This window comes from Streptomyces bacillaris (assembly GCF_003268675.1).
In the GTDB taxonomy this organism is placed as follows: Bacteria; Actinomycetota; Actinomycetes; order Streptomycetales; family Streptomycetaceae; genus Streptomyces; species Streptomyces bacillaris.
Genome location: NZ_CP029378.1, coordinates 900,120 through 923,764 on the forward strand (window position 1 = coordinate 900,120; position 23,645 = coordinate 923,764).

The window sequence follows — 23,645 nt, forward strand, 5'->3', positions numbered from 1 at the left end:
CTTCCCATGACCACTGTCTCCCCCGACACGGGCGTGGGGCCACTGCTGCGCGGCTGGCGGGAGCTGCGGCGGATCAGCCAGCTGGAACTGGCGCTCCGCGCGGACTCCTCGGCCCGCCACATCTCCTTCGTCGAGACGGGCCGCTCGCGCCCGAGCGAGGAGATGATCCTGCGGCTGGCCGACCACCTGGACATCCCCGTACGGGAACGCAACGCCCTGCTGGTGGTCGCCGGTTACGCGCCCCGCTATCCGCACACCCCGCTCGACGACCCCGCGATGGCGTCGGTGCGCGAGGGGCTGGTCCGGCTGCTCGCGGGGTACGAGCCGTATCCGGCGCTCGTCGTCGACGGCACGTACGACGTGGTGGCGGCCAACCGGGGCATCGCCCTGCTCATGGAGGGGATCTCCGAGGAACTGCTCGTCCCGCCGCTCAACGCCATGCGGATCACCCTCCACCCGGCGGGGCTCGCACCGCGCATCCTGAATCTGCCGGAGTGGCGGGCGGATCTGCTGGCGCAGATGGAACGGCAGATCGCGCTCGTACGGTCGCCCGAGCTGCGGACGCTGTACGAGGAGGTGGCCGCGTATCCGGTGGAGAGCCGGGGAGCCGGGGACGGTCTTGGAACCGGGGCCGACGCGGGGAGCGAGGGCCGGGACCGGGAGCGTACGCCGTCGTTCGCCCTGCCTCTGGTGATCGAGCACGAGGGCCGGGTGCTGTCGTTCATCGCCTCGATCGCCACGTTCAACACGCCGATGGACGTGACCGTGGCAGAGCTGGCCATCGAGACGTTCCTGCCCGCGGACCGGGAGACCGGGGCCTATCTGCGCGAGCGGCTCGCGTAGCCGTACGCGACAGACCCGTACGTCCCCTGCCGCGGCTGTCACGGCAGGGGACGTACGGGCGAACGGAGGCCTACGGGGTCAGACGCGGGCCCCGTTGTCCGCCGGATCGCGGCGGGGTGCGCGGGCGCGCCCCGACTTGGAGGACTTCCCCGGGATGGGCGGGGGTGCGCTGGTGGTGCGTTCCAGGACGAGCGCGGCCGGTACGGCGGTGAAGACCGAGGACCAGGTGCCCACGACGATGCCGATGAGCAGGGCCAGCGCGAAGTCGGTCAGCGAGTCGCCGCCCAGCACCGCGAGGGCGACCAGGATCATGAGGGCGCCCATGCCGGTGTTGACCGTCCGGGGAACGGTCTGGAGGACCGCCCGGTCGGAGATGGTGGCCAGGGGTGTCTTGCGGTTTCTGCCCCACAGCTCCCGCACCCGGTCGAAGACCACCACCGAGTCGTTGACCGAGTAGCCGATGACGGTGAGCAGGGCGGCCAGGAAGATGCCGTCCACGGGCCGCCCCAGCCAGGCGAAGGCCCCTACCACGATGATCACGTCGTGCGCCATCCCGGCCACCGCCCCCACGGCGAACGTCCAGCGGAACCGGACCGCCAGATAGGCCAACTGCACGAGCACGGCGACGCCCAGGGCGATCAGCGCGTTGCGCCGCAGCTCGTCGCCGAGGCTCGGGCCGATCAGCTCGTCCCGTACCTTCGTCGTCTCACCGCCCTCGGTGGCCAGCGCCTCCCGCAGGGCGTGTTCCCCGTCGTTGTCGAGCTTTCCGGTGCGTACGGAGATGTCGCCGTCGCCCGCCGTGGTGATCTCGGCGTCACCGAAGCCGGCGGCGGCGAGCGTGGAGCGGGCGGTCTCGACGTCGACCGGGCGGCTGGTGGAGTACTCCACGAGCCGGCCCCCGGTGAACTCGACGCCCAGGTCGATCCCGCGCACCACGATCCCCGCCACCGCGACGGCGACCAGGGCGGTGGAGACGGCGAGCCAGCGGACCGGCCTGCGGAAGAGCTGCGGGTCCTTGCGGGTGAGCCAGGTCCGTACGCTGCCGGGGCGCGCGATGCCGTTGACGCCCCGGTAGTCGCTGACGAAGCGGGAGCCCGCCGCGATCTCGGTGAGCGCGCGGGCGATGACCAGCGCGGAGAACATCGAGGCGATGACACCGATGGCGAGGGTGACACCGAAGCCCTTGACCGGGCCCGAGCCGAGGAAGAAGAGCAGCCCGGCGGCGAGGAGCGTGGTGATGTTCGAGTCGGCCACGGCGCTGAACGCCTTCTGGAAGCCGGTGGTCAGCGCCGAGCGCAGAGAACGTGTCGGCTGGGCCTGACACTCCTCTCTGGCCCGTTCGAAGACAAGGACGTTCGCGTCGACCGCCATCCCGATCGCCAGGACGAACCCGGCGAGCCCGGGGAGCGTGAGCGTGACGCCGAGGCCGACGAGTGCGGCGTACGAGATCACTCCGTACGCGGCGAGGGCGACGGCGGCCAGGGCGCCGAAGACGCGGTAGACGATGGTGATGAAGAGCGCGGTGGCGGCGGCGCCGATGAGCGCCGCCTGCGTGCTGGCGTCGATGGCCTGGGCGCCGAGCGTCGGGCCGACGGTCCGCTGTTCGACGATCTCGACGGGGACGGGCAGGGCGCCGCCCTTGATCAGCAGGGCAAGGTCGCGGGCCTCCTTGGCGCTGAAGGAGCCGGTGATCTGGGTGCCGCCGGAGGGCAGTCCGGCCTGGCAGCCGACCGAGGGGTCGACCTGGGGCGAGGAGATGACCTTCTCGTCGAGGACGATCGCGACGCGCCGGCGCTCGTCCCCGGCGGGGTGGCAGGCGGCCTCACCGGTGAGCTTCGTCCAGTCCTTGCCAGCGTCCTTGTGGAAGTCGAGCTTCACCGTCCAGCCTGCGGCCTGCTGTGCCTCGAAGGAGGCGGAGGCGTCCTTGACGCCCGCGCCGGAGAGCCGAGAGGGGCCGAGGTCGAGCTGCGTGCCCTGCTCGTCGGGGAGGATCAGCCGTTTCTCCCCCGTCTCGGGCTTGGGAGCGGGGTCGGTGCCGGGGGGCGCGGCGCCGAGGACCTCGTGGAAGCTGAGCTGGGCGGTGCGGCCGATGACGGCCGCGGCCTGGCGCGGGTCCTGGACGTCGGGCAGTTCGACGATGATGCGGTCCTCGCCGGAGCGGGTGAGGACGGGTTCGGCGACCCCGAGGGAGTCGATGCGCTGGCGCAGGACCTCCAGGGTGCGGTCGGTGGTCTCCCGGTCCGCCTCGACGGTGGCGGAGTCCTTGGCCTGGAGCACCATACGGGTGCCGCCCTGGAGATCCAGGCCGAGTCTGGGTGACATGGTCAGCGAGATGAAGACGGAGACGAGCAGCACGGCGGCAGCCAGGACCGCTCGCACCGTGGTGGCGCGAGTCATGGAAATCCTCCGGTGGGGCGTCGGCCGCCCTCACCTCAGCGAGGACGCGACGCCGGATCGGCAGAACAGCGGGACGGATGACCGGCCGGGTGACCGGCGGCCGTGCTGTTCGGAGGACCCCGCACACCGGGCTGGGCGCCCCGGCGGCCGGAGGGTGTCGAGGAGGAGTCCGGGGTGGGCTGTGCCGTACGGCCGCAGGGCGGGACCGGGCCGGCCGGGGCGGGCAGCAGCCCTTCGTACGAGGGTGGGGGCGCGTGACCCGTGAGGTGGGCGCGGCCGATCCCGGCCCGGGGGTTCGGGGTGGTCGGCTCGGCGGCGGCCAGTGATCGCTCGTGGAGGCTCTGGGCCTGCGGATGCTGCTTGTGGGGCTGAGGCTGCGGAGGCTTCTGGGGCTGGCCCTGGATCTGCAGGCGGGCGGGGCCGGGCCGGACGTTGAGGTGCTGGGGGCCGGGCTGGTGGTCGCGGGCGTTGCGGCCACCGGCTCCGGCGCCTGCGGGGCTCGGGGCCGGACGCGTACGCCGGAGGTCGTGGTGCGGGCCGCCGGGGTGGGTGGTGCGGTCGGTCTGCGGGGCGGGGGCCGGGGCGCTCGGTGTGTACGCGACCGCCGAGGCGAGGCTGCCCAGGGCGCCGACGGGCAGCGCGGCCCCCGCGGCGGGGGCGCCGCCGACCAGGGTGAGCACGGCGAGGACCAGCGCGGCCAGCACGCGCCGTGTCCCCTGCGCCGGGCCCGGCCGCACCGGGAGCGCGTTCCCCCGGGGCGTCCCCGGGTGCGGGGTCACCTCGTTCGGCCGGGCAGAGAGGCGGCGGGCGTCACCCCGTGGCGGAGCACGGAGCTGAGGATCTGTCCGGCGCCCCGGACGACGGTGGTCGACGGGTCGTCCGCCAGCCGCACGGGGGTGCCGAGGCACCGGGCGATCCGGTCGGTGACCTCGGGGCGCAGCGCCCCGCCACCGGCGAGCACCGGGCCCTTGCGCAGGGCACCGCGGATCGCGCCGTGCCGGTCCTGGCGCCACATGGACTTCACCATGTCCAGGACCGTACCGACCAGGGTGGCGGGCAGCGTCGCCGGGTCCAGGTCGCTGAGCCCTGTCTCGGCCTGCCGGGCATCCGCGATCCGGCCGCCGACGAGGAGCGTCACCTCGGTCAGCTCGGCGCCCATGTCGACGACGAGCAGCGGACCGGCGTCGTGCGGTCCGGCGTACGCGGCGGCGGCGCGAGCGCTGCTGAGGGCCAGGACGTGGGTGGGCCCCAGCCCGGCGAGCAGCTCGCGCGCGGCGTTGCGGTGGACGGCTCCGGCGAGGACGGGGTGGCTGAGGACGATCACGCTGTCCGTCCGGTCGGGCCCGAGGGCGGCGTCCGCGATCCGGCCGAGGAGCCGCCCGCAGGACTCGGGGTCGACGATGCGCCCGCGCCGGACCGGCCGCTCTCCGTCCCCGTCGGGGCCACTGCCGAGGAACGGGTCCGCGACCAGGCCGTGGCCGGGCACCCAGGCCCGGGTGCGGGAGCTGCCGAGGTCCAGGGCGAGTCCCCGGGCGGCCACGGTCCTGCCGCCGAGCCGGCGGTGTCCGTGACGCACCCGGAGCGCCCCGGGCTCACGCCCGGCCCCGGACCCCCCGACCCCGCTCCCGTCACGAAGCGGTCCGGAACCTTCCCCGAGCGACCCGGGCCTTTCCCCGAGCGGCCCGGCCGCCTCACCGAACCGGGCGGGTACGGCGCCGAGCGGCCCAGGTCCGTGCCCGGATCCGGATCCGAGGCCGGGCCCGAGCCCATGTCCGGGGCCATGTCCGGTCCCAGGTCGATCATCGCTCGCCCCGGAACCACGGAGCTGCCCGGCATTCCCGAGCGGCCCGGGAGCCCCGAGCCACCCGGCCCCCTCACCGAACCGGCCGGGGGCGGCGCCGAGCGGCCCGTGCACCTCGCCGGGGCGGCCCGGCTGGGGGACGGCACGGCCGCGTCGCTGTCCGTCGTACGGAGAACGCATCGCCCCTCACCCCCGGTCGGCCGTCCACAGCCGTCCACGCACCCATCGGCCCGCTGATAGCGAGGCATGGCCAAGCCCTCACTATGCAATACCGGGTGAGGGAAAGCCACTTCCTCACCGATTCGAAGGCGCTCCCGGCAGCTCGGGCCTCGCTCCCCTCCACGGTCCCGACCACCCCCTTGATCTGCACGGTCCACACGGCCTGCCCGGCCGCCTACGCCTGTACGGCCTGCACGACCTCCGTCTCCCCGGCGTCCCGCCCAGCCTCGGCCTCCGCCACAGCCTCTGCCACGGCCACCACCTCGGCCTCGCTCACCGCCTCCGCCACAGCGGCCACCTCCACCACAGCCTCCGCCACCGCAACAGCCGCCGCGGCCTCGCCGGCCGGCCCGGCCTCCCCGGTCTCCGTGACCGCCGTGCCCTCCCCCGTCAGGAAGTCCGCCAGCAGCTCCGCGAACTCCTCCGGGTCCGCGATCCGGATCCCCAGCCCCTCCGCCTTGGTCCGCTTCGAACCGGCCTTCTCCCCCGCTACCAGCAGGCTGGTGCGCGCGGAGACGCTGGAGGACGACTTCCCGCCCGCCCGCTCGATCAGCTCGTTCATCTGATCGCGCGACAGCTTCTCCAGCGCCCCGGTCATGGCGCCCGTGACCACCACCTTCATCCCCGCCAACGGCAGTTCCGCACCGGCCCCCGCGCCCTCCTGCTCCTCCGTGCCGGGCTCCGGCGGCGGGGTGGCCCCCGGCTCCGTCATCGTCACCCCGGCCCGGACGAGCTTCCCGATCAGCGGGGCCAGCTCCGCCAGCTCCTCGACGACCGCCGCGGCCTTCTCCTTGCCGATGCCGTCGACCCGCTGGAGGGACTCGGCGTCGGCGGCGACGATGTGGTCCATGGTCGCGAAGTACCGCGCGATCCGGCGGGACATGGAGCGCCCCGTCCCCCGTACGCCCAGGGCGCAGAAGACCCGCGAGAGCGGACGGGAGCGGGCGGTCTCGATGGCGGCGAGGAGATTGTCGGTGGAGGTCTCGCCCATCCGGTCCAGGGCGAGGAGCTGGTCCCGCTCCAGGGTGAACAGGTCGGCGAAGTCCGTGACCAGGCCCGCGTCGACGAGCTGGACGACCCGGGTTGCCCCGAGGCCCTCGATGTCGAGCTGGTCGCGGCCCGCCGCGTACGAGACGGAGGCGACCAGGCGGCAGTTGCGGCCCCGGGTACAGCGCCAGCGCTGCTCGCTCATGTCGATCTCGGAGCCGCACTGCGGGCAGCTCTCGGGGAAGGCGATCGGCGTCTCGTCCCCGGTGCGCAGATGGGCGACGGGGGCCTCGATGCGCGGGATGATGTCGCCCGCCTTGTAGACCATGACCTGGTCGCCCAGGCGCAGATCGCGGCGGGTGATGTCGGCCGGGTTGTGCAGGGTGGCGTACCCGACGGTCGATCCGTCGATCTCGACGGGCTCCAGCACGGCGCGCGGCGCGATGATGCCCGTGCGGCCCACGTTCCACTCGACGGAGAGGAGACGGGTGATCTTCTCCACGGCGGGCAGCTTGTGGGCGATGGCCCAGCGCGGCGCCCGGGTGCCGGAGCCGGCCTCGCGCTGGTCGGCCGCGAGGTCCGCCTTGATCACGATGCCGTCGATGCCGAACGGCAGCGCGGCCCGCAGGGCGGCTATCTCCTCCACCCGCGCCTGCACCTCCTCCACGGTGGACACCCGGACCGGCGCCACCTCCGTGGCCGCGGCCGTGTGCACGCCGAGCCCCGCGACGTACGCGAGGAGTTCGCTGTGGGGCAGCTCGGTGAGGGTCTCGGTGATCTCCCCCGAACCGGCGAGCGGCAGGGCCCCGTACGCGAAGAACGTCGTCTCCACCCGGTAGGCCCGGTCCTTGGCGCGCAGGGTGCCCGCAGCTCCGTTGCGCGGGTTGGCGAAGGGGGCGCCGCCGTGCTCCGTGCGGATCGCGTTGCCCTGCTCGAACTGCTCGTTCGTCATGAGGATCTCGCCGCGCACCTCCAGCGTGACCGGTGCGTCCAGCCGCTCGGGCAGGCCGACTACCGCTGCGGCGGCGTGCGAGACGTCCTCGCCCGCCGTGCCGTCGCCCCGGGTGATCAGCTGCTCCAGGCGGCCGGCCCGATAGCGGGCGGCGACCGCGAGGCCGTCGAGCTTCGGCTCCACGCTCCAGGCCGCGACCGGTCTGCCGATGCGCCGCTCCAGCGAGGCGGTCCAGCTCACGAACTGCTCGGCCGAGAACACGTTGTCCAGCGAGAGCATCGGCACGGTGTGCGGAACGTCCCCGACGGCGGCCCCGCCCGCCACCTTCCCGGTCGGTGATGACTCGTGTATCTCGTCGGGATGCGCCGCCTCGTACGCGGCGATCCCGCGCGCCAGCCGGTCGTAGGCGTCGTCGTCGAGGGTGCTCTCGCCCGTGGCGTAGTACGCGGCGGCGGCCCGGGAGGCCTCTTCGACCGCGGCGGCATAGGCGGCGGCATCGGCGAGCACAGCGGCTGAGTTCGTCATGGTGACCATCCTGCCGCCCACCACTGACAACGCCCCTCCACCACCGTCCCGCCCCACGCGGAACGCCCCCTTCCGTGAACTCTGAAGCGAGCGTTCCATGATCCCGGAAAGGAGCAGAGGGAGAGCGCTCTCCCATGCACTTACTCCTCAACCACCACCATTTACCGTCTTGTTGCAGTGCTTGCGTCGTCTCTTGACAGCCACAGGCGACACTCTTACGTTCCCCATCAGAGAGCGCTCTCTCATCTCACCGAGGAACCTCCCCCCACTTCCGAACAGGAGTGCCGTGCTCTTCCGAAACCGACGCAGCCCCGAACGCCGCCGCACACGATCCCCCCGGTCCTGGCGCACCCGAGTCGCCGGACTCGCCGCCGCGGCCCTCGCCCTCTCCCTCGTCCAGGCCAACGTCGGCAACGCCGCGGCCGACCGCGGCGCCGCCGAGGTCGCGCCCAGGGCCGCCGCCGATGTGGTGCGGGTGGCCGAGTTCCTGGCCGAGTGCCCGTACACCCACCGGGCCCCCGACGACCCGATCATCTTCCCGGGCCTGCCGGGCGCCTCCCACATGCACAGCTTCTTCGGCAACGACACCACGAACGCCCACTCCGACCTGGCCTCGCTGGAGAAGGGCCGCACCTCCTGCTCCCCCGACACCGACCTCTCCTCGTACTGGGTGCCCACCCTGTACGACGGCGACCGGGAGGTGGAGCCCACCGGGACCACCTTCTACTACCTGGGCGAAGGGGTCCTCGACGACGTCATCCGGCAGATCCAGCCCTTCCCCAAGGGCCTGCGCATCGTGGCGGGCAACGCGAAGGCGACCGGGCCGCAGGACAACACCATCGCCCGCTGGTCGTGTCTGCACGCCGGTCATGTCGACCCCTCGCAGGACTTCGTCAACTGCCCGGCCGGCACGATGCTGGAGTCCTACCTGGACTTCCCGCAGTGCTGGAACGGTACGGACCTCGACTCGGCCGACCACAAGAGCCACATGGCCTACCCGGTCGCGGGCGAGTGCCCCTCGACCCACCCGGTGCCGGTGCCCAAGCTCCGCCAGGTGCTGCGCTATCCGGTCAACGGCGACCCGGCCCGCTTCCGGCTGGCGTCGGGCCCCGGTTTCACGATGCACGGCGACTTCTTCAACGTATGGCCGGAGGAGGAGCTGGCGCAGCGCGTACGTGACTGCATCAACGCCATCGTGAAGTGCGGCTTCGACGGCCGTCCCTGACCAACTGTCAGCCCGACCGTTCGCCGGTGTCCGCCCCGGGGCCCACGCTCCGGGGCGGCGCCCGCCACGCGGCCCAGGCCCCCAGGACCGCCATGAACCGCCCCACCGCCGCCAGGCCCCTCCCGGCACCCCTCCTGCCCGCCCTGCTCGTCCTCCTCGCCCTGCTGGGCCTCGCCGCCACGGCCGGCTGCTCCCCGGCGCCGGAGCCCGCACCCGCTCCCCCACCCGCCGCATCGGCCCCCACGACCACCGACGCCACCCCCACCGACGCCGCCTGGGTCCAGCTGATGACCCCGATGAACGAGAAGGCGGTGGCCCTCCTCGCCCTCGCCGCCGACCGGGCCACCACTCCCCCGCTGCGGGCCTTCGCGACCCGGCTGCGCAGCGCCCAGGAAGCCGAACTCGGCCGCCTCCGGCCCCTGCTGGCCCGGATGGGGCTCCCCGACACCGATGTGCACGCGGGCCACGACATGCCCGGCATGGTGACGGAGAAGGACCTCGCGGCGGCCCGGGCGGCCGAAGGAGCAGCCTTCGACCGGCTCTTCCTCACCCAGCTCCGCGACCATCTGCGCCACTCCGCCCAGGTGTCGCGGTCCGAGATCACGGCGGGCGCGCGGGCCGACGCCAAGGAGCTGGCCGCCGCCCTCGTCACGGCGCGCGAGGCCGCGCTCACCGAGCTGGCGGGGCTCCCGGGGGCAGCGCGGGCCCTCGGCTGACCCAGCGTTCCGGGCTGCGGGTATAAAGGCTGCATGACAGCCGATGTGGACCCGCCCGTACGCCCGACCTTGGAGGATGTGGCGGCCGTGGCCGGTGTCTCGCGGGCCACCGTGTCCCGGGTGATCAACGGTGCCACCACGGTGGACCCGGCGCTGCGCACGGTGGTCGAGGAGGCGGTGGCGACCACCGGGTACGTGCCCAACCGGGCGGCCCGTTCGCTGGTGACCCGGCGCACCGACTCCGTGGCGCTGGTCATCTCGGAGCGTGAACGGCAGCCGGCCTCCGAGCCGTTCGTCGGGCGGATGTTCTCCGACCCCTACTTCGGCCGGGTCGTCAGCGGTCTCCTCGAAGTGCTGCGTCCGGCGGGCATCCAGATGGTGCTGATGCTGGCGGACGACGAGGCGTCGCGGACCCAGCTGCTCTCCTATCTGCGCCACGGCCATGTCGACGGCGTCGTCCTGGTCACCTCGCACGCGGACGACCCGCTGCCCGGTCTGCTCCAGGACACCCGGCTGCCCGCCGTCCTCGCGGGCCGCCCGCCGCGCCCCTCGTCGCTCGCCTATGTGGAGGTCGACCAGCAGGCCGGGGCGCGGCTCGCCGCCGACCATCTGGCCGCGCTGGGGCGGCGCCGTATCGGGACGATCTCCGGTCCGCAGGACAGGCCCGCCGGTCAGGTCCGCCTCTCGGGCTTCCTGGAGGCCCTGGCCGCGCACGGCATCGAGGACGTGGCCTGTGCCGAGGGCGACTTCACGCACGTGGGCGGCGCGGCGGCGATGCGTCGGCTGCTGGCCGAACAGCCGGAGCTGGACGGGGTGTTCATCGCCTCGGACCTGATGGCGCTGGGCGCGCTGCCGGTGCTGCTGCGGGCCGGGCGCGACGTGCCGTCGGATGTGGCGGTGGTCGGTTTCGACGACAGCAGCGCGGCCGCCGCCTGCGACCCGCCGCTGACGACCGTGCGGCAGCCGGTGGAGGAGATGGCGGCCGAGATGGCCCGGCTGCTGCTCAAGCAGATCGGCGGGCCCGGCGGTCCGTCGCCGTCCGTGGTCTTCCCGCCGACGCTGGTACGGCGTCAGTCGGCCTGATCCGGGTGCACCTGGCCCAAGAGGACTCCCCCAAGCCCCCTCACACCGCCGTCCCCCGCTCCGGGAACGGCTCGTCCGCGTGCGGGGTGCCCGTGAACCCCTCCGCCCGCACCGGCACCTGGGGGCCGGAGAACTCCAGCAGCCAGCGGTTCAGCACCCGGTGCACCGCCTCCGCGCCCACCAGCCCGCCGCCCGGCGGCGGGGGCGCGCCGTCGGCGGTCTCGGCGGCCACGATGTCGAGCGGGTCGGTCATCCCGCGCGGCCAGAGCAGGAACGGCCGGGACTGCTCGCCGCCCAGACCGCCGTGCGAGCCGATCTGCTCCTCGAAGGCATGCACGGTGCCGGTCCCGGGGTCGTACATGGAGTTGACCATGATGTCGGCCACGTGCGGGAAGGTGTCGGTACGCCGTACGGCGGCGGCCGCGCCGGTGCCGAAGACGGCGATCGGGCCCTCCCCGTCGGCCAGCCGGTCCACCGGGACCTCGGCGCCGCCCGGCCCGAGCACCACGGAGCCGTGCTCCTCGCTCCGTACGAGGAGGAAGCCGATCCCCGGGTGGTTGGCGAGGGTGGAGAGCAGGGCCGGGTTGCGGCGGTCGATCTCCTCGCGGGAGGCGCGCCCCTCGATGTCGGGGAAGGAGATCAGGCCGAGGTTGCCGGAGGCCAGCACGATCGGGTCGGAGCGCTTGGCCGGATGCTCGGCCTCCGGTTCCTCCGCCTCGGGCGGCCGGTGCAGGGCGATCCGGACGGCGTCGCGGGCCTCGGAGGCGCTGTGGGTGCCCCGGGCCCGGCGCCGTACGGGCAGCCCGCACCCCGCCCGTACGAGGTCCTTGAGCGTCAGCCCGTACCGTCCGGCGAAGGTCTCGCCGGAGCTCTGGCCGTGGTCGGAGAGGAGCACGATCCGGTAGGTGCGCGGGGTGTGGTCCGCGATCTTGGCGATCAGGGCGAGCGAGCGGTCGAGCCGTTGGAGGACCTTCTCGGCGTCGCGGCTGTGCGGTCCGGAGTGGTGGGCGACCTCGTCGTAGGCGACCAGGTCGGCGTAGACGGCGGTGCGTCCGGCGAACATGTCCCCGATCACGGCGGCGACGACCACATCGCGCTCGACGACGGTGGCGAAGGCCCGGATGAAGGGGTAGAGGCCGCCGCGCTTGACCCGGGGGGTGACCTTCCGGGCGCGGGCCCGGGTCGACTGGCCGATCTCGCGGCCGACCTCGGCGGCGAAGGAGAGGGCGGTGCGGACGGCGTTGGCCGGGTCGGAGAAGTAGGCGAAGTACCCGGAGCGGGAGCTGCGGCCCTTGCCACGCCGGGCGGCCATGGAAAGGACCAGGGCGAGCTGTCCCGCGCCGCCGCTGAAGAGGTTGCCGCGGCTCGCCCCGTCGATGGTGAGGAGGCCGCCGTCCCCGGTGCGTGCGATGGCGCGGCGCTGCATCTCAAGGGCGCTGGCGGGGCGACTGGAGACCATGACCGTGCCGGTCTCCTTCTCGTACCAGCGGAAGGCGGGGATGTCGTGGTTGGAGCCGTGCAGCAGGGCGAGCTGGCTGGCGCCGGTCTGGCTGGACCAGTCGGTGCGCCAGGGGGTGAGGCGGTGGCCGGAGGAGTCGGCGAGCCAGCCCGCGACGGTCGGCATCAGCCCGTCGGCCGCCGCCTTGACCAGGACGTCGTGGCCGACGCCGTCGAGCTGGAGGAAGACGGTGCCGGGCGGCCCGTCGCGGTCGGGTTCCACGGTGTTCGGGGAGCCCCGTCTGCGGCGCCGGTCGGCCAGGCGGGAGAGCCTGCGGCGGTAGGCCTCGTCGTCGCGGACGGCGAGCGCGGTGGAGGTGGCGGAGGCGACGGCGGACATCACGGCGGCGACCACGACGGCGGTCTCGGGGGCGGCGTCGCCGCGCCCGTCCGGGATCAGGCTCAGCGCGATCAGCAGCAGCGAACCGTTGAGGAAGAAGACCAGCGCGCCGAGCACGAGGGCGGGCACGATGAGCAGGGCGCGGACGAGGACGGGCCACACCAGCGCGGAGAGCAGGCCGAAGGCGCCCGCTCCCCAGGCCGCCGTGAACGCGGTGCGGGTGATGGTGTCGCCGTCGTCGGACTGGAGCCGGAAGTCGGGCAGGACCCCGGCGAGCGCGAGCATGGTGAGGGTGGAGACCGCCCAGACCGCGACGATCCGCATCAGCGCGCCCCCGGCCCTGCGCCACCCCGCCGCACGCGATCCCGCCGTACGCGGCCCCGTCGTACGCCGCTCCGGCGAGGCCGGTCTCCGCTCAACCACGCCGGTCCCTCTCCTGGCCTTCCCGGTCCACCCCGATGCCCTTCTCCACCTGCGGGCCCGTGTCCGTCCGAGGCCCGCTCCCCAGCCTTTCACAGCGCCGGTGCCGGTCAGCGGCCGTCGTGGGGAGGTCCGGGGGCGCTTAGGCTCGTACCACCGGCGCCTGCCTCACGGAGGTGGGCACATGAGGTCACGGGCCGAGCGAGGAGGCGGGACGTACCGGTGGAGGTCACCTGGTGGGGTCATGCCACCTGCACGATCGAGGACTCCGGCGTACGGGTGTTGACCGATCCCCTGTTCGTACGGCGCTTCGCGCATCTGCGGCGGCGCCGGGGCGAGGTGCCGCCGCCGCAGGCAGCCCTCGCGGAGGTGGTGCTCGTCTCGCATCTGCACTCCGACCATCTCCACCTCCCCTCGCTCGCCCGGCTGTCCCCCGGCACCCGGCTGATCGTGCCGAGCGGCGCGGTCGCGGCCGTTCCCGGGCTGCGGTCGCTGCACCGGAAGCTGGACCTCCGGATCACCGAGGTACGGGCGGGCGACGAGGTCCGGGTGGGCGAGGTGCGGGTGCGGGCGGTCCCGGCGCTGCACGACGGCCGCCGGCTGCCGGTCGGCCCGCGCCGGGTGCCCGCGCTGGGTTACGTGGTCGAGGGCGAGGCCCGTACGTACTTCGCCGGGGACACCGGGCTCTACGACGAGATGGGCGAGGCGGTGGGCGCGGTGGACGTGGCGCTGCTGCCGGTGGGCGGCTGGGGCCCGTATCTGGGGCACGGCCACCTGGACGCCTCCCGGGCCGCCCAGGCGCTGCGGCTGCTGGAGCCGCGCTCGGCGGTGCCGGTGCACTTCGGCACGTACTGGCCGATCGGTCTCGACGGGGTGCGGCCGCACGAGTTCCACGGGCCGGGTGACGAGTTCGTCCGGCAGGCGGGCCTCCGGGCACCGGAGGTGGCGGTGCATCTGCTCTCCCACGGCGAGCGGGTGCGGCCGGAGGCCGAGCGGTGATCCAGGAGTTCCAGTCGGTGGTGCGGGAGCTGCCCACCGAGTCCGCCCAGCAGGCCGTGGGCTACCCGACGCTGTTCCTGCTGGTGGCGCTGGGCTCGTTGGTGCCGGTGATCCCGACGGGGGCACTGGTGAGTTCGGCGGCGGTGGTGGCGCTCCACCAGTCGTCACCGTTCTCGCTGGTCTTCGTCTTCATCGTGGCCTCGGCGGCGGCGTTCCTGGGCGATGTGTGCCTGTACTGGCTGGGGCAGCGGGGGGTGCGGTCGAAGAACGGGTCGAAGTGGCTGGAGACGCTCACCCGCCGCGCCGCGCCGGAGCGGCTCGCCCAGGCGCAGGAGAAGCTGGCCGAGCACGGCGGGACGGTGCTGGTGCTCTCCCGGCTGGTACCGGCGGGGCGGATTCCGGTGATGCTGGCGTGTCTGCTGGGGAAGATGCCGCTCAAGACGTTCGCCCGGGGCGATGTCCCGGCGTGTCTGGCCTGGGCGGCGACGTACCAGCTGATCGGGATACTCGGCGGCTCGCTCTTCCCGGAGCCGTGGCAGGGCGTGGTCGCGGCGGTGGCGCTGACCGTGGTGATCAGCGGGGCACCGGCGGTGTGGCGGAGCCTGCGGGCGCGGTTCGGCCACGGGACGGCCTGAGGACGCGGCACGGCCGGAGCCGCTCGGGACGGCCTGGGGGCCCGTGGCGGCCGGAGGGCCGTGCCCGGACTGAGGACACAGGCCCTAGGGGCCCGGGACGGGCTGGGGTGCCCGAGAGCGCCCGGGCCTCCGCCGGGCTCGGCTCAGCGCAGCTCGTCGAAGGCCGCCGCGAACCGGCTCAGCGCCCGCTCCACATGCGGCAGCTCCAGCGGCTCCGCCGCCGTCAGGGACTCCCGCCGCTCCTCGGGCGTGGCGCCCAGCAGGGGGCCGGTGGAGAGCCGTACGCGCAGGGCGCCCAGTTCGTCCCCGAAGCGGTGGCCGCCCGGGGTGGGGGCGCCCAGCCGGTCGGTGAGGTACTCCTCCAGCTCCATGGAGTCCGTGACCCCGAGCGCCGCCAGCCGGGGCCGGAGCGGGCCGAGGTCCGCGTAGAGGTGGCGGCCCGCCTGCGGGGGCCGGGCCAGCGCGCCCACGCCGAGCACCGTGCGGTGGACGGCGGCGGCCACCCGGCCGTGGAGCCGCGCGGCCTGCCGGACCCGTTCCCGTACGGCCTCCGGTTCGCCCAGGGCGTGGGCGGCGGCGGGGGCGAGGGGCCCGGCGACCAGGGCGCCGAGGGCGGTGAGGACGTCGAGCGTACGGGCCCGGAGCACCGCTCCCCGGCCGGTCCCGGGGAAGCGGGCGACGGCGAGGGGCCAGGCGGCGGGGGTGAGGGCGCCGGAGAGGTCGCTGATCACCGTGACGTCGTCGGGGCACATCTCGGCGGGGCTGAGCAGGACCGTGTCGCGGGGCCCGTGCACGGTGTCGCGCCAGGTCTCGTCGCTGATGATGTGCAGCCCCTCCCCGACCGCCGCCTCGCAGGCCTCCCGCACCAGCTCGGGCGGGGCGACGGTGGCGGTGGGGTCGTCGGCGGCGGAGAGCACCAGCAGCTTCGGCCGGCCGCCCTCGGCGCGCACCCGGCGCACGGTCTCCAGCAGGGCGTACGGGTCGGGGACGCCCCCGCACTCCGCGGGCGTCGGCACCTGGTAGGCGGGCCTGCCGAGCAGCCGGGCCTGGGGCATCCAGGTGGCCGGGCAGGGGCGGGGCATCAGGACGTCTCCGCCGTGGGCGGCGATCAGGGCGAGGAGGAGCGGCTGGTCGCCGGGGGCCGCCACGATGTTCTCCGGGGGGCCGTGCAGCCCGCGCCGGTCCCAGTAGCCCCGGGCCGCCTCGCAGAGGGCGCGGCCGCCGCCGAGCGGCTCGGCGCGGGTGCGGTCCGCGGCGGCGGCGAGGACGGCGGCCAGTTCGGGGAGGACGGGGAGGCCGGGGTCGGGGGCGGGCGGCCCGTAGCGGACGGGCCCGTGGTCCTCGTGCATCTCCGGCCTCCTCGCTCCCCGTACGGCCGTCCGCGGTTCCGGGGCGCTCTCCGGCCGTCTGCGGTAACGGGGCGCTGCGGGCCCTCCGGCTCTCTGGGCCCTTTATACGGAGGTTCGGGCCGGGGCGCCCGTTCACCTGCGCACCCGGGCGCGCCGGGGCGGGCGTGGGCCGTTGCCGGGCGAGCCGGGTGACGGGCCCCCGGGGGGGCGGGCCTGGGCCGTTGTGCCGGTAGTCGGTGGAGCGTGGTGAGGCTCTCAGCGCGCCTGCTGGTTCATCGGCGGGCGGCCGGGTATTCGCTGAGCCATGTCGCCCATGTCGTCATCGCGCCCATCGTCCGCCGCCCCCGCCGCCGACCGGGTCCGGCACTGGCTCCAAGGACGGGATCTCGCCGTCTTCCACGGCGTCGCCGGTCGGCACTGGCCGGGCGCCGATCCGCTGCTGCCCAAGCTGAGCCGGAGCGCCAACCACGGGCTGCTCTGGTTCGGGACGGCCCTCGGCATCGCGGCCCTCGGCTCCAGCGCCCGGTCCCGGCGCGCCGCGCTGCGCGGGGTCGCCTCGCTGGCCGTGGCCTCGGCGGCGATCAACACGGTGGGCAAGGGCGCGGTCCGCAGGCAGCGGCCGATACTCGACCAGGTGCCGGTGATGCGGCAGCTGAAGCGGCAGCCCGTGACCACGTCGTTCCCCTCCGGGCACGCGGCGTCGGCCGCCGCCTTCGCCACCGGGGTGGCGCTCGAGTCGAAGGGCTGGGGCGCGGTGGTCGCGCCCGTCGCTGCGGCGGTGGCCGCCTCCCGCGTCTACACGGGCGTCCACTATCCGAGCGACGTCCTGGCCGGGGCCGCGCTCGGCATAGGGGCCGCGTTCGCCCTGCGCGGGGTCGTCCCCACCCGGGGGCAGCTCCCGGCGCCCGGCCGCCCGCCCGGTGAGGCGCCCGCGCTGCCCGGCGGGAAGGGGCTCGTGGTCGTGGTGAACCAGGCGTCGGGCACGGCCACCGCGACCGCGTCGCTGGTGCGTGAGGCGCTGCCGCAGGCCGAGGTCGTCGAGTGCGCGCCCGAGGACCTCTCCACCGCCATGGAGAAGGCTGCGGGCCGGGGCAGGGCGCTGGGGGTCTGCGGCGGCGACGGCACGGTCAACCTGGCGGCCTCCGTCGCGGCGACGCACAGCATGCCACTGGCCGTCTTCCCGGGCGGGACGCTGAACCACTTCGCCTACGACCTGGGCATCGAGACGGTCCAGGAAGCCGCGGCGGCGCTCACGGCGGGCGACGCCATACAGGTCGACCTGGGCCGCTTCCGCCCCGGCCCGAAGGGGCCCGAGGGGGCGGACGGCTACTTCCTCAACGCGTTCAGCCTGGGCGTCTATCCGGAGCTGGTACGGACCCGGGAGCACTGGTCGCCCCGGATCGGCGGCTGGCCCGCCGGGGTGCTCGCCGCCTTCCACGTGCTGCGCGGACGGCAGCCCCTGGAGGCCGAATTCCAGGGCCGCAGGCGCCCGTTGTGGCTGCTCTTCGTCGGCAACGGCCTCTTCCAGCGGGTCGGCCCGGCGCCCGGCCGGCGCCACAACCTGGCGGACGGGCTGCTGGACGTGCGGGTGGTGCACGGCGGCCGGACGCCCGCGCTGCGGCTGCTGGCGGCGGCGGTGGCCGGTCCGCTGACCCGCTCCCCCGCCCATGCGGCGGTGCGGCGGCGCCGGGTGCGGATCGCCGGTCTGGCGCCGGGGACTCCGTACGCATACGACGGTGAAGTGGCCCACTCCGGGAAGGAGTTGCTGATCGACAAGCTGCCGGAGGCACTGACGGTCTACTGCCCGATGCCCGTCTGACACCCCGCCCCGACCGTCCAGAATTCAAGACACCCATCTCACCATCCGGCATGGCGGCGTACGGTGGCGGCAGCGCGCAACCGCCGTACCGAGAGAGGACGCCGCCATGCCGGATGCTGCCCCGCCGAAAGAGACCGCCGTCTACACCCACGGCCACCACGAGTCGGTGCTGCGCTCGCACCGCTGGCGGACCGCCGCCAACTCGGCGGGCTATCTGCTCGGTGAACTCCGGCCCGGCATGGCGGTGCTGGATGTCGGCTGCGGTCCCGGCACCATCACCGCCGACCTGGCCGCCCTGGTCGCACCCGGCCGGGTGACGGCGGTCGACACCGGCACCGGCATCCTGGAGCAGGCAGCGGCGGTGGCCGCCGAACGAGGCCTGGAGAACGTCGAGTTCGCCGTGGCCGACGTGCACGCGCTGGACTTCCCCGACGGTTCCTTCGACGTCGTCCACGCCCACCAGGTGCTCCAGCATGTGGGCGACCCGGTGCAGGCGCTGCGCGAGATGCGGCGGGTCTGTCGCCCCGGCGGAGTGGTCGCCGCGCGGGACAGCGACTACGCGGCGATGGCCTGGTATCCGGAGACACCCGGGCTGGCGGCGTGGCAGGAGGTGTACCGCCGGGTGGCCCGCGCCAACGGCGGCGACCCGGACGCCGGGCGGAAGCTGCTCTCCTGGGCGCGGCAGGCCGGGTTCACCGACATCACCCCGACCGCCGCCGCCTGGTGCTTCGCCACCCCGGAGACCCGCGCCTGGTGGAGCGGGCTGTGGGCGGACCGTACGACGGACTCCGTCTACGCCGAACTGGCGGTACGGGGCGGCCATGCGAGCACCGAGGAGCTGACGGCCATCGCGGACACCTGGCGCAACTGGGGTGCGGAGGACGGCGGTTGGTTCCTGGTCCCGCACGGTGAGGTGCTCTGCCGGGGGTGACACCTGGGTCGCTCGCGAACCCGGGGCCGGTGCCCGTGCCCTGCCCGAGGTGACGCGCGGACTCGGGCCCCGGGCAGGGCGGGCCTCAGGGGCGGTGCCACTCCATGACGTGTCCGGTCGCCGCGAACCGTTCGTTCCCGGCGAGCTTCCCGGTCTTCGTCTCGACGACCGTGAACCCCGCGCTCTCGTAGAGGGCGCGGGCGTGGTCGTTCCCGGCCAGGACCGTGCACTCGATCCGGGCGGAGTCGTCGGCGCTCAGCACATGGCCGAGCAGGATCCGCCCGATGCCCTGGCGGTAGCGGGCGGGATCGACGTACAGCCAGGTCAGTTCGGCGTCCGCGAACGCGGCGAACCCAGCCACCTGCGGCCCCTCCCCCGCGCCGTCGTCCGCCTCCGCCACCCAGAGGTCGCCGTCGAAGAGCCCCTCCTCCTCATGGGTCTCGGCCAGCGTCAGGAAGGCCTCCACGCCGACGGAGCACCGCAGTTCGTCCAGGCGCGCGATGTCGTGGATGCGGGCGATGGCGTCCCAGTCCTCCGGCCGGTAGGGCCGGACGGTGACCTTCGGTGGCGTACGTCGTTCCATGGCGCGACCCTCGCACCGGGCCCGCGCCTCGGCAACCGAATTACGGCGGGCCGGAGCGGGCCCGAATCGATCACACCCGCGGCGCGGTCCAATTACCCTCGTACGCATGGAGATTCTCGGAACCACGCTGCGTATCTGCGTCGACGACCTGGAGGCCGCGGTGGCCTTCTACGAGGGGCTGACGGGCACCCCGGCCCAGCGGTTCGAGCGCGGCGGGGTGTCGGTCGCCGCCATCGGGTGCTTCCTGCTGATGAGCGGTCCCGCATCCGAGCTGGAGGTGCTGCGCAAGGTGGGGGCGACCATCGCCGTCAAGGACGTCGACGAGGCGAACGCGGCGCTGACCCGGGCGGGGGCGCGGATCGTCGCGGGGCCGGTGCCGACCCCGGCGGGCCGCAATCTGATCGCGCTCCACCCGGACGGCTCGGTCTTCGAGTACGTGGACCGCAAGGTCACGGTCTGAGCCATCCGTCCGGACCGGAGGCAGGCGCGTCAGGCCGGTGCGAGCGCTCCGACGACGAGGTCCGCGAGGAGCGCGCCCGCAGTGCCGTCCGGGTCCAGATCCGGATCGTAGATGGTGACGTTGAGGCCGACACAGCGCGGCGAGGAGACCAACGTCCGCAGCAGCGGGGCGAGTTCGTCCGGCATCGGGCCGCCGTCGTCCGGGCTGTCGACGGCGGGCATGACGCTCGGGTCGAGGACATCGGCGTCGAGGTGGACCCAGTAGCCGTCCAGGGCGGGTGTCTCCAGGCTCTCCACGGCGGCCCGGGCCAGCTCGGCGGCGCCCCACTCCCGGAGCTGGCCCACCGTCACGTTGGGGATCTTCAGGGCAGCCAGCTCCGCCTGGTCCTCGTCCCCGTCGCGCATCCCGAAGAGGCGGACGTCCTCGTCCTTGAGGTAGGGGCGCAGCCCTTCGAGGTCGCTGAGGTCCGCCTGACCGCGCCCCGTGGCGATGGCCAGCTCCTCCCCGCCCGCGGCCCCGACGTGGTCGCTGTTGCCCACGTGCCGGAAGTCGGCGGACCCGTCGACGGCGGCCAGCCCGTACCGGCCGAGGCGGCGCAGTGCGAGGGCCGCGCCGAGCTGGATGGAGCAGTCGCCGCCGAGGACGACGGCGAACTCCCCGGCCCGTACGTGCCCTTCGATCCGGTCCGCGAGGGTGCGGGTGTAGCGGGCGATGGCGGCGGCGTTGAAGACCCCGTCGCCCGGCTGCCACTCCCCGCGGTCGTAGCGGGGCGGCACCACGACGCCGCCCTCCAGCGCGCCGAGCCGCTGCACGATCCGCTGCTCGCGCAGGGCACCCGCCAGCTTGTAGCAGCCGGGGACGGTCCCGGGGGCCGGGGGCCGCAGCCCCAGATTGGAGGGGGGCGTCGAGGACCACGAGGGTGCGCATGCGGCCCATCCGCCGCCGCCGCCCCCGGGAGGCTCAAGCGCTTTCGGCGGGCCGCGTAACGGCTTGCGGGGCTCAGGGCACGGGTGCGGTGATCGCCCAGCGTTCATGGTCGCGCCAGGCGCCGTCGATGTGGAGGAAGTCGGGCGAGAAGCCCTCCAGGCGGAATCCGGCCCGCTGCACCAGGGCGATGGAGGCCGCGTTGCCGGGCTGGATGTTGGCCTCCAGGCGGTGCAGGCCGAGCGGTCCGAAGGCGAGGTCCATGACGAGGCCGAGCGCCTCGCCCATCAGTCCGCGCCCGGCCGCGTGGGCGAAGGCCCCGTAGCCGAGGGCGCCGCAGCGGAAGCCGCCGAGGACGATGTTGTTGATGTTGATGAACCCGGCGATGGCCCCGTCCGGCGACCCGTGCGCACCGCCCTCGCCCCCGTCTCCCCGCTCGCAGACGAGAAAGCCCTCACGGGCCGGGTCCCGGGCGAGGGCCTCGGTGTACGCGGCGTAGGTATCGGGCCGCTCGGGCGGGAAGAGCCACGGGTGGTGGTGGGCGCGGCTCTCCCGGGCCCGGGCCGTGAACTCCGCCGCGTCGGCCTCGGTGAAGCGGCGCAGGGCGGTCCGGGGGCCTTCGGCGAGGTACGGGCCGGTGCCGGCCGGGGTCCGGCGGCCGTTCGGTTCGGGCATCGTCCCAGCGTACGACGGGTACGGGCGCGGGGCCGACCCGGCCGGCCCGGCGACCGCCCGTCCCGTCACACGCCCGTACGCCGTGTCACCTGCCCTTGCGGCGGAACAGGTAGCCGCCGCAGACCAGTCCGATGAGGAACATGGCGAGCAGGGCGAGCCAGAGGGGCATGGTCACCTGCGGGATGATCACCCGGATGGTGACACTCTGGGTGTTCACGCAGATGAACACGATGACCAGGGCGACCAGCACCGCGACGGCGATGCGCCCCGGGGTCCACAGCCCGGTGCCGCTCCTGCCGTCGCTCGTCACGTCCTTGGGACTCATGGTCCGGTCCTTCCGCCGCCGCCCCCCGGGGTCCCCAGCATGACCCGGTGCCGGGCCCGGAGGGCGGTGATGTTCGCCCGTTCGGGTGAACACGGACTGGGTGAACACGGACAGATGGGCGCGGCAGCGGGACGGCCGTCAGCCGGCCGGGACCACCGGGAGTTCCAGGACGCCGGTGTCCTCGGGAGCGCTGATCACGGTGACGGGCTTGATGCCCCGGTTGCCGAAGTACGCCGTGTCGCTGGCGGCGATCACGAACTCCAGCCGGTGCCCCTTCTCGTACCGGTGGACGATGCCGGGCAGCTCCACCGTGAAGGGGCGGGTCACATCGGGGACCCGGACCGGCGAGACGAGCCGGTTCACCAGGGTCCTGGTGCCGTCGGGGGCGACGTCGTACACCTTGGCGAAGAGGACGAGCTTGTCGGAGGCGTCCCCGCTGTTCTGGACCCGCTCCGCCTTCGGGGAGACGACCTTGAGGGTGGCCTTCGGGGCGCCGACCACATCGAGGGGTGCGGTGAGCGGGGCGCTGCGCCAGCCGAGGTAGGTGCCCTTGGTGTCGTACGGCTTCGGGTCGGGCAGTCCGATCAGCGGGGCGATCGAACTCTCCGAATGGCTCGTGGGAACCAGCCAGTTGGTGTACTGGCGGCTGCCCCGGACGACCTTGGAGCGGTTGTCGACGAGCTTGCCGTCGCCGGAGAGGTACAGCTGCTGGGAGAGGGCGGGCAACCGGTCGGCGGTGCCGTAACCGCTCTGCCAGGAACGGTAGTAGGCGAACTCGGGTCCGGTGTCGGTGTCCGTCTTCTTCCGGAGGTACCGGTCGAACCAGGCGAGCACCCGCTGCCCCACGTAACTGCTCTCCAAGTTGCCTTCACTCAGGTCGAGTTCGCCGGGGACCAGGCCGCCGCTGTGGCCCCAGGACTGCCAGATCATCTTGGCCGGGGTGCCCTGTGCCTTGAGGGTCTCGTAGGTGGCGGTGGCCTCGTTGAGGTTGAAGAGGCTGTCGGCCTGGCCCTGGACGATGAGGGTGGGCGCCTTGACCCGGTCGAGATAGGAGACGGGTGAGACGCTGCGGGCGTAGGCGAGCATCGCGTCCGCCTTGTCGGCGGGGTAGCGGCCGGAGTTGAGGAGGCGGATGGTCTCGCAGGCCTGGGCGGCGAAGTGCAGGCAGTCCAGTCGGTTGAAGCGGGAGGGGTCCAGGCTCGGGTTGAGGAGCGGCTGGCCCTCGCCGATCAGATAGAACCCGTTGGTCCACTGCCACTTGAAGACGCCGGGGGTGTCGGAGGTGACGCCGGTGCGCGCCCCGGTGTTGTTGGGGGCGAGCGCGTAGCCGAGGTCGTTCCAGGTGATGAGCGGGACGAGGGCGTCGAGACGGGGGTCGACGGATGCGGTCGCCAGCTGGATGGCGCCGCCGTAGGAGCCGCCGATCATGCCGACGCGCGGGTCGCCCTCGCCGTCCCGCACGACGTAGTCCGCGCGGGTGCCGTCGTCCGCCGCGCGGGTGCCGCCGAGGAAGTCGAGGAGTCCGCTCGCGGCCTTTCCGTCGATGGCGGGGTCGTCCAGGGTGATCAGGCAGCCGGACTTGCCGAAGCCGAGGCCGGAGTAGACGAGCCCGACATAGCCCCGGGTGGCGACGGCCCTGCCGATGGCGTCGGTGGAGCCGTCGGACTTGGAGCCGCCGAAGCCGTTGGTGGCGAGGACGGCGGGGGCGGGGCGGTCCGCGTCGACGCCCGCCGGGCGGTAGAGATCGGCGTCGACCGTGCAGGAGCGGCCGCCCGCCTGGACGGTGAACTTCAGCGGGGTGACGGTGTACGGGGCGGGCTCGGCGCGGGCCGGGCCGGCGAGGACGAGGGGGCGGCGAGGGCGGCCGCCGCGAGGGCGACGAGCGGGTTGCGCACGCCGGGAACAGCACCTGACACGTAGACCTCCACACCGAGGACACC

General features: G+C 74.1%; 18 protein-coding genes and 2 pseudogenes. 9 read left to right on the forward strand and 11 right to left on the reverse strand.

Going from position 1 to position 23,645, the window contains the following annotated elements:
• Positions 1-6: 6 nt before the first annotated feature.
• A complete protein-coding gene (locus DJ476_RS03750; protein WP_112489825.1) occupies positions 7-843 on the forward strand; it encodes a helix-turn-helix domain-containing protein in 837 nt (278 codons plus the stop codon).
• A 78-nt stretch (positions 844-921) separates the two neighbouring features.
• Here the strand turns inward: DJ476_RS03750 and secD are convergent, their stop codons facing one another.
• The 4 genes from secD to ligA all read right to left on the reverse strand — a co-directional run bounded on the left by secD (position 922) and on the right by ligA (position 7,724).
• Positions 922-3,240 carry a protein translocase subunit SecD gene (gene secD / locus DJ476_RS03755; RefSeq protein WP_112489826.1) on the reverse strand — a complete coding sequence of 773 codons (2,319 nt, stop codon included), beginning with the start codon at positions 3,238-3,240 and terminating at the stop codon, positions 922-924.
• A gap of 35 nt (positions 3,241-3,275) precedes the next feature.
• Positions 3,276-3,944, reverse strand: coding sequence for a hypothetical protein (locus tag DJ476_RS34375; RefSeq protein WP_162638601.1), 669 nt, complete (start codon positions 3,942-3,944; stop codon positions 3,276-3,278).
• A gap of 71 nt (positions 3,945-4,015) precedes the next feature.
• The gene (locus DJ476_RS03765; RefSeq protein ID WP_112492429.1) at positions 4,016-4,726 is read right to left on the reverse strand and encodes a rod shape-determining protein; all 711 of its coding nucleotides are present in this window, start codon (positions 4,724-4,726) and stop codon (positions 4,016-4,018) included.
• 709 nt (positions 4,727-5,435) lie between these two features.
• Positions 5,436-7,724 (reverse strand): NAD-dependent DNA ligase LigA, encoded by a 2,289-nt coding sequence (ligA, locus tag DJ476_RS03770; protein ID WP_318294328.1) that lies wholly within the window; start codon positions 7,722-7,724, stop codon positions 5,436-5,438.
• Between the two features lie 286 nt (positions 7,725-8,010).
• Here ligA and DJ476_RS03775 point away from each other — a divergent pair, with 286 nt between their 5' ends.
• The 3 genes from DJ476_RS03775 to DJ476_RS03785 all read left to right on the forward strand — a co-directional run bounded on the left by DJ476_RS03775 (position 8,011) and on the right by DJ476_RS03785 (position 10,748).
• Positions 8,011-8,949 (forward strand): DUF1996 domain-containing protein, encoded by a 939-nt coding sequence (locus DJ476_RS03775; RefSeq protein WP_112489828.1) that lies wholly within the window; start codon positions 8,011-8,013, stop codon positions 8,947-8,949.
• A gap of 92 nt (positions 8,950-9,041) precedes the next feature.
• Positions 9,042-9,665: a DUF305 domain-containing protein gene (locus DJ476_RS03780; protein WP_112489829.1), complete on the forward strand. Its 624-nt coding sequence runs from the start codon at positions 9,042-9,044 to the stop codon at positions 9,663-9,665.
• A gap of 33 nt (positions 9,666-9,698) precedes the next feature.
• Positions 9,699-10,748 carry a LacI family DNA-binding transcriptional regulator gene (locus DJ476_RS03785; protein WP_103419277.1) on the forward strand — a complete coding sequence of 350 codons (1,050 nt, stop codon included), beginning with the start codon at positions 9,699-9,701 and terminating at the stop codon, positions 10,746-10,748.
• A gap of 40 nt (positions 10,749-10,788) precedes the next feature.
• Here the strand turns inward: DJ476_RS03785 and DJ476_RS03790 are convergent, their stop codons facing one another.
• Complete coding sequence (locus tag DJ476_RS03790) at positions 10,789-12,909, reverse strand: phage holin family protein (protein WP_112489830.1); 2,121 nt, start codon at positions 12,907-12,909, stop codon at positions 10,789-10,791.
• A gap of 318 nt (positions 12,910-13,227) precedes the next feature.
• Here DJ476_RS03790 and DJ476_RS03795 point away from each other — a divergent pair, with 318 nt between their 5' ends.
• Entirely contained in the window at positions 13,228-14,004 is a 777-nt protein-coding gene (locus DJ476_RS03795) for an MBL fold metallo-hydrolase (protein ID WP_103419275.1), read from the forward strand.
• Positions 14,001-14,639 carry a DedA family protein gene (locus tag DJ476_RS03800; RefSeq protein WP_112489831.1) on the forward strand — a complete coding sequence of 213 codons (639 nt, stop codon included), beginning with the start codon at positions 14,001-14,003 and terminating at the stop codon, positions 14,637-14,639. Before DJ476_RS03795 ends, DJ476_RS03800 begins: the two co-directional genes overlap by 4 nt.
• Positions 14,640-14,782: 143 nt before the next feature.
• Here the strand turns inward: DJ476_RS03800 and DJ476_RS03805 are convergent, their stop codons facing one another.
• On the reverse strand, positions 14,783-15,988 hold the full coding sequence (locus tag DJ476_RS03805; protein ID WP_112489832.1) for an aminotransferase class I/II-fold pyridoxal phosphate-dependent enzyme: 1,206 nt from the start codon (positions 15,986-15,988) through the stop codon (positions 14,783-14,785).
• A gap of 313 nt (positions 15,989-16,301) precedes the next feature.
• On the opposite strand from DJ476_RS03805, the gene DJ476_RS03810 reads away from it, so the two are divergent.
• Positions 16,302-17,807, forward strand: coding sequence for a bifunctional phosphatase PAP2/diacylglycerol kinase family protein (locus DJ476_RS03810; protein WP_103419272.1), 1,506 nt, complete (start codon positions 16,302-16,304; stop codon positions 17,805-17,807).
• A 106-nt stretch (positions 17,808-17,913) separates the two neighbouring features.
• Positions 17,914-18,738 carry a methyltransferase domain-containing protein gene (locus DJ476_RS03815; protein WP_112489833.1) on the forward strand — a complete coding sequence of 275 codons (825 nt, stop codon included), beginning with the start codon at positions 17,914-17,916 and terminating at the stop codon, positions 18,736-18,738.
• 85 nt (positions 18,739-18,823) lie between these two features.
• Here DJ476_RS03815 and DJ476_RS03820 read toward each other — a convergent pair whose 3' ends face one another.
• On the reverse strand, positions 18,824-19,321 hold the full coding sequence (locus DJ476_RS03820) for a GNAT family N-acetyltransferase (protein ID WP_103419270.1): 498 nt from the start codon (positions 19,319-19,321) through the stop codon (positions 18,824-18,826).
• A 106-nt stretch (positions 19,322-19,427) separates the two neighbouring features.
• Between DJ476_RS03820 and DJ476_RS03825 the strand changes: the two genes are divergently transcribed.
• Complete coding sequence (locus tag DJ476_RS03825; RefSeq protein WP_070201067.1) at positions 19,428-19,781, forward strand: VOC family protein; 354 nt, start codon at positions 19,428-19,430, stop codon at positions 19,779-19,781.
• A gap of 29 nt (positions 19,782-19,810) precedes the next feature.
• Here the strand turns inward: DJ476_RS03825 and DJ476_RS03830 are convergent.
• The 4 genes and pseudogenes from DJ476_RS03830 to DJ476_RS03845 all read right to left on the reverse strand — a co-directional run bounded on the left by DJ476_RS03830 (position 19,811) and on the right by DJ476_RS03845 (position 23,600).
• Positions 19,811-20,708: pseudogene (locus tag DJ476_RS03830) on the reverse strand (arginase family protein).
• 72 nt (positions 20,709-20,780) lie between these two features.
• Positions 20,781-21,380 carry a GNAT family N-acetyltransferase gene (locus DJ476_RS03835; RefSeq protein WP_103419313.1) on the reverse strand — a complete coding sequence of 200 codons (600 nt, stop codon included), beginning with the start codon at positions 21,378-21,380 and terminating at the stop codon, positions 20,781-20,783.
• 85 nt (positions 21,381-21,465) lie between these two features.
• Positions 21,466-21,705: a LapA family protein gene (locus DJ476_RS03840; protein ID WP_018491862.1), complete on the reverse strand. Its 240-nt coding sequence runs from the start codon at positions 21,703-21,705 to the stop codon at positions 21,466-21,468.
• A gap of 138 nt (positions 21,706-21,843) precedes the next feature.
• A pseudogene (locus tag DJ476_RS03845) lies at positions 21,844-23,600 on the reverse strand (CocE/NonD family hydrolase).
• Positions 23,601-23,645 lie beyond the last annotated feature (45 nt).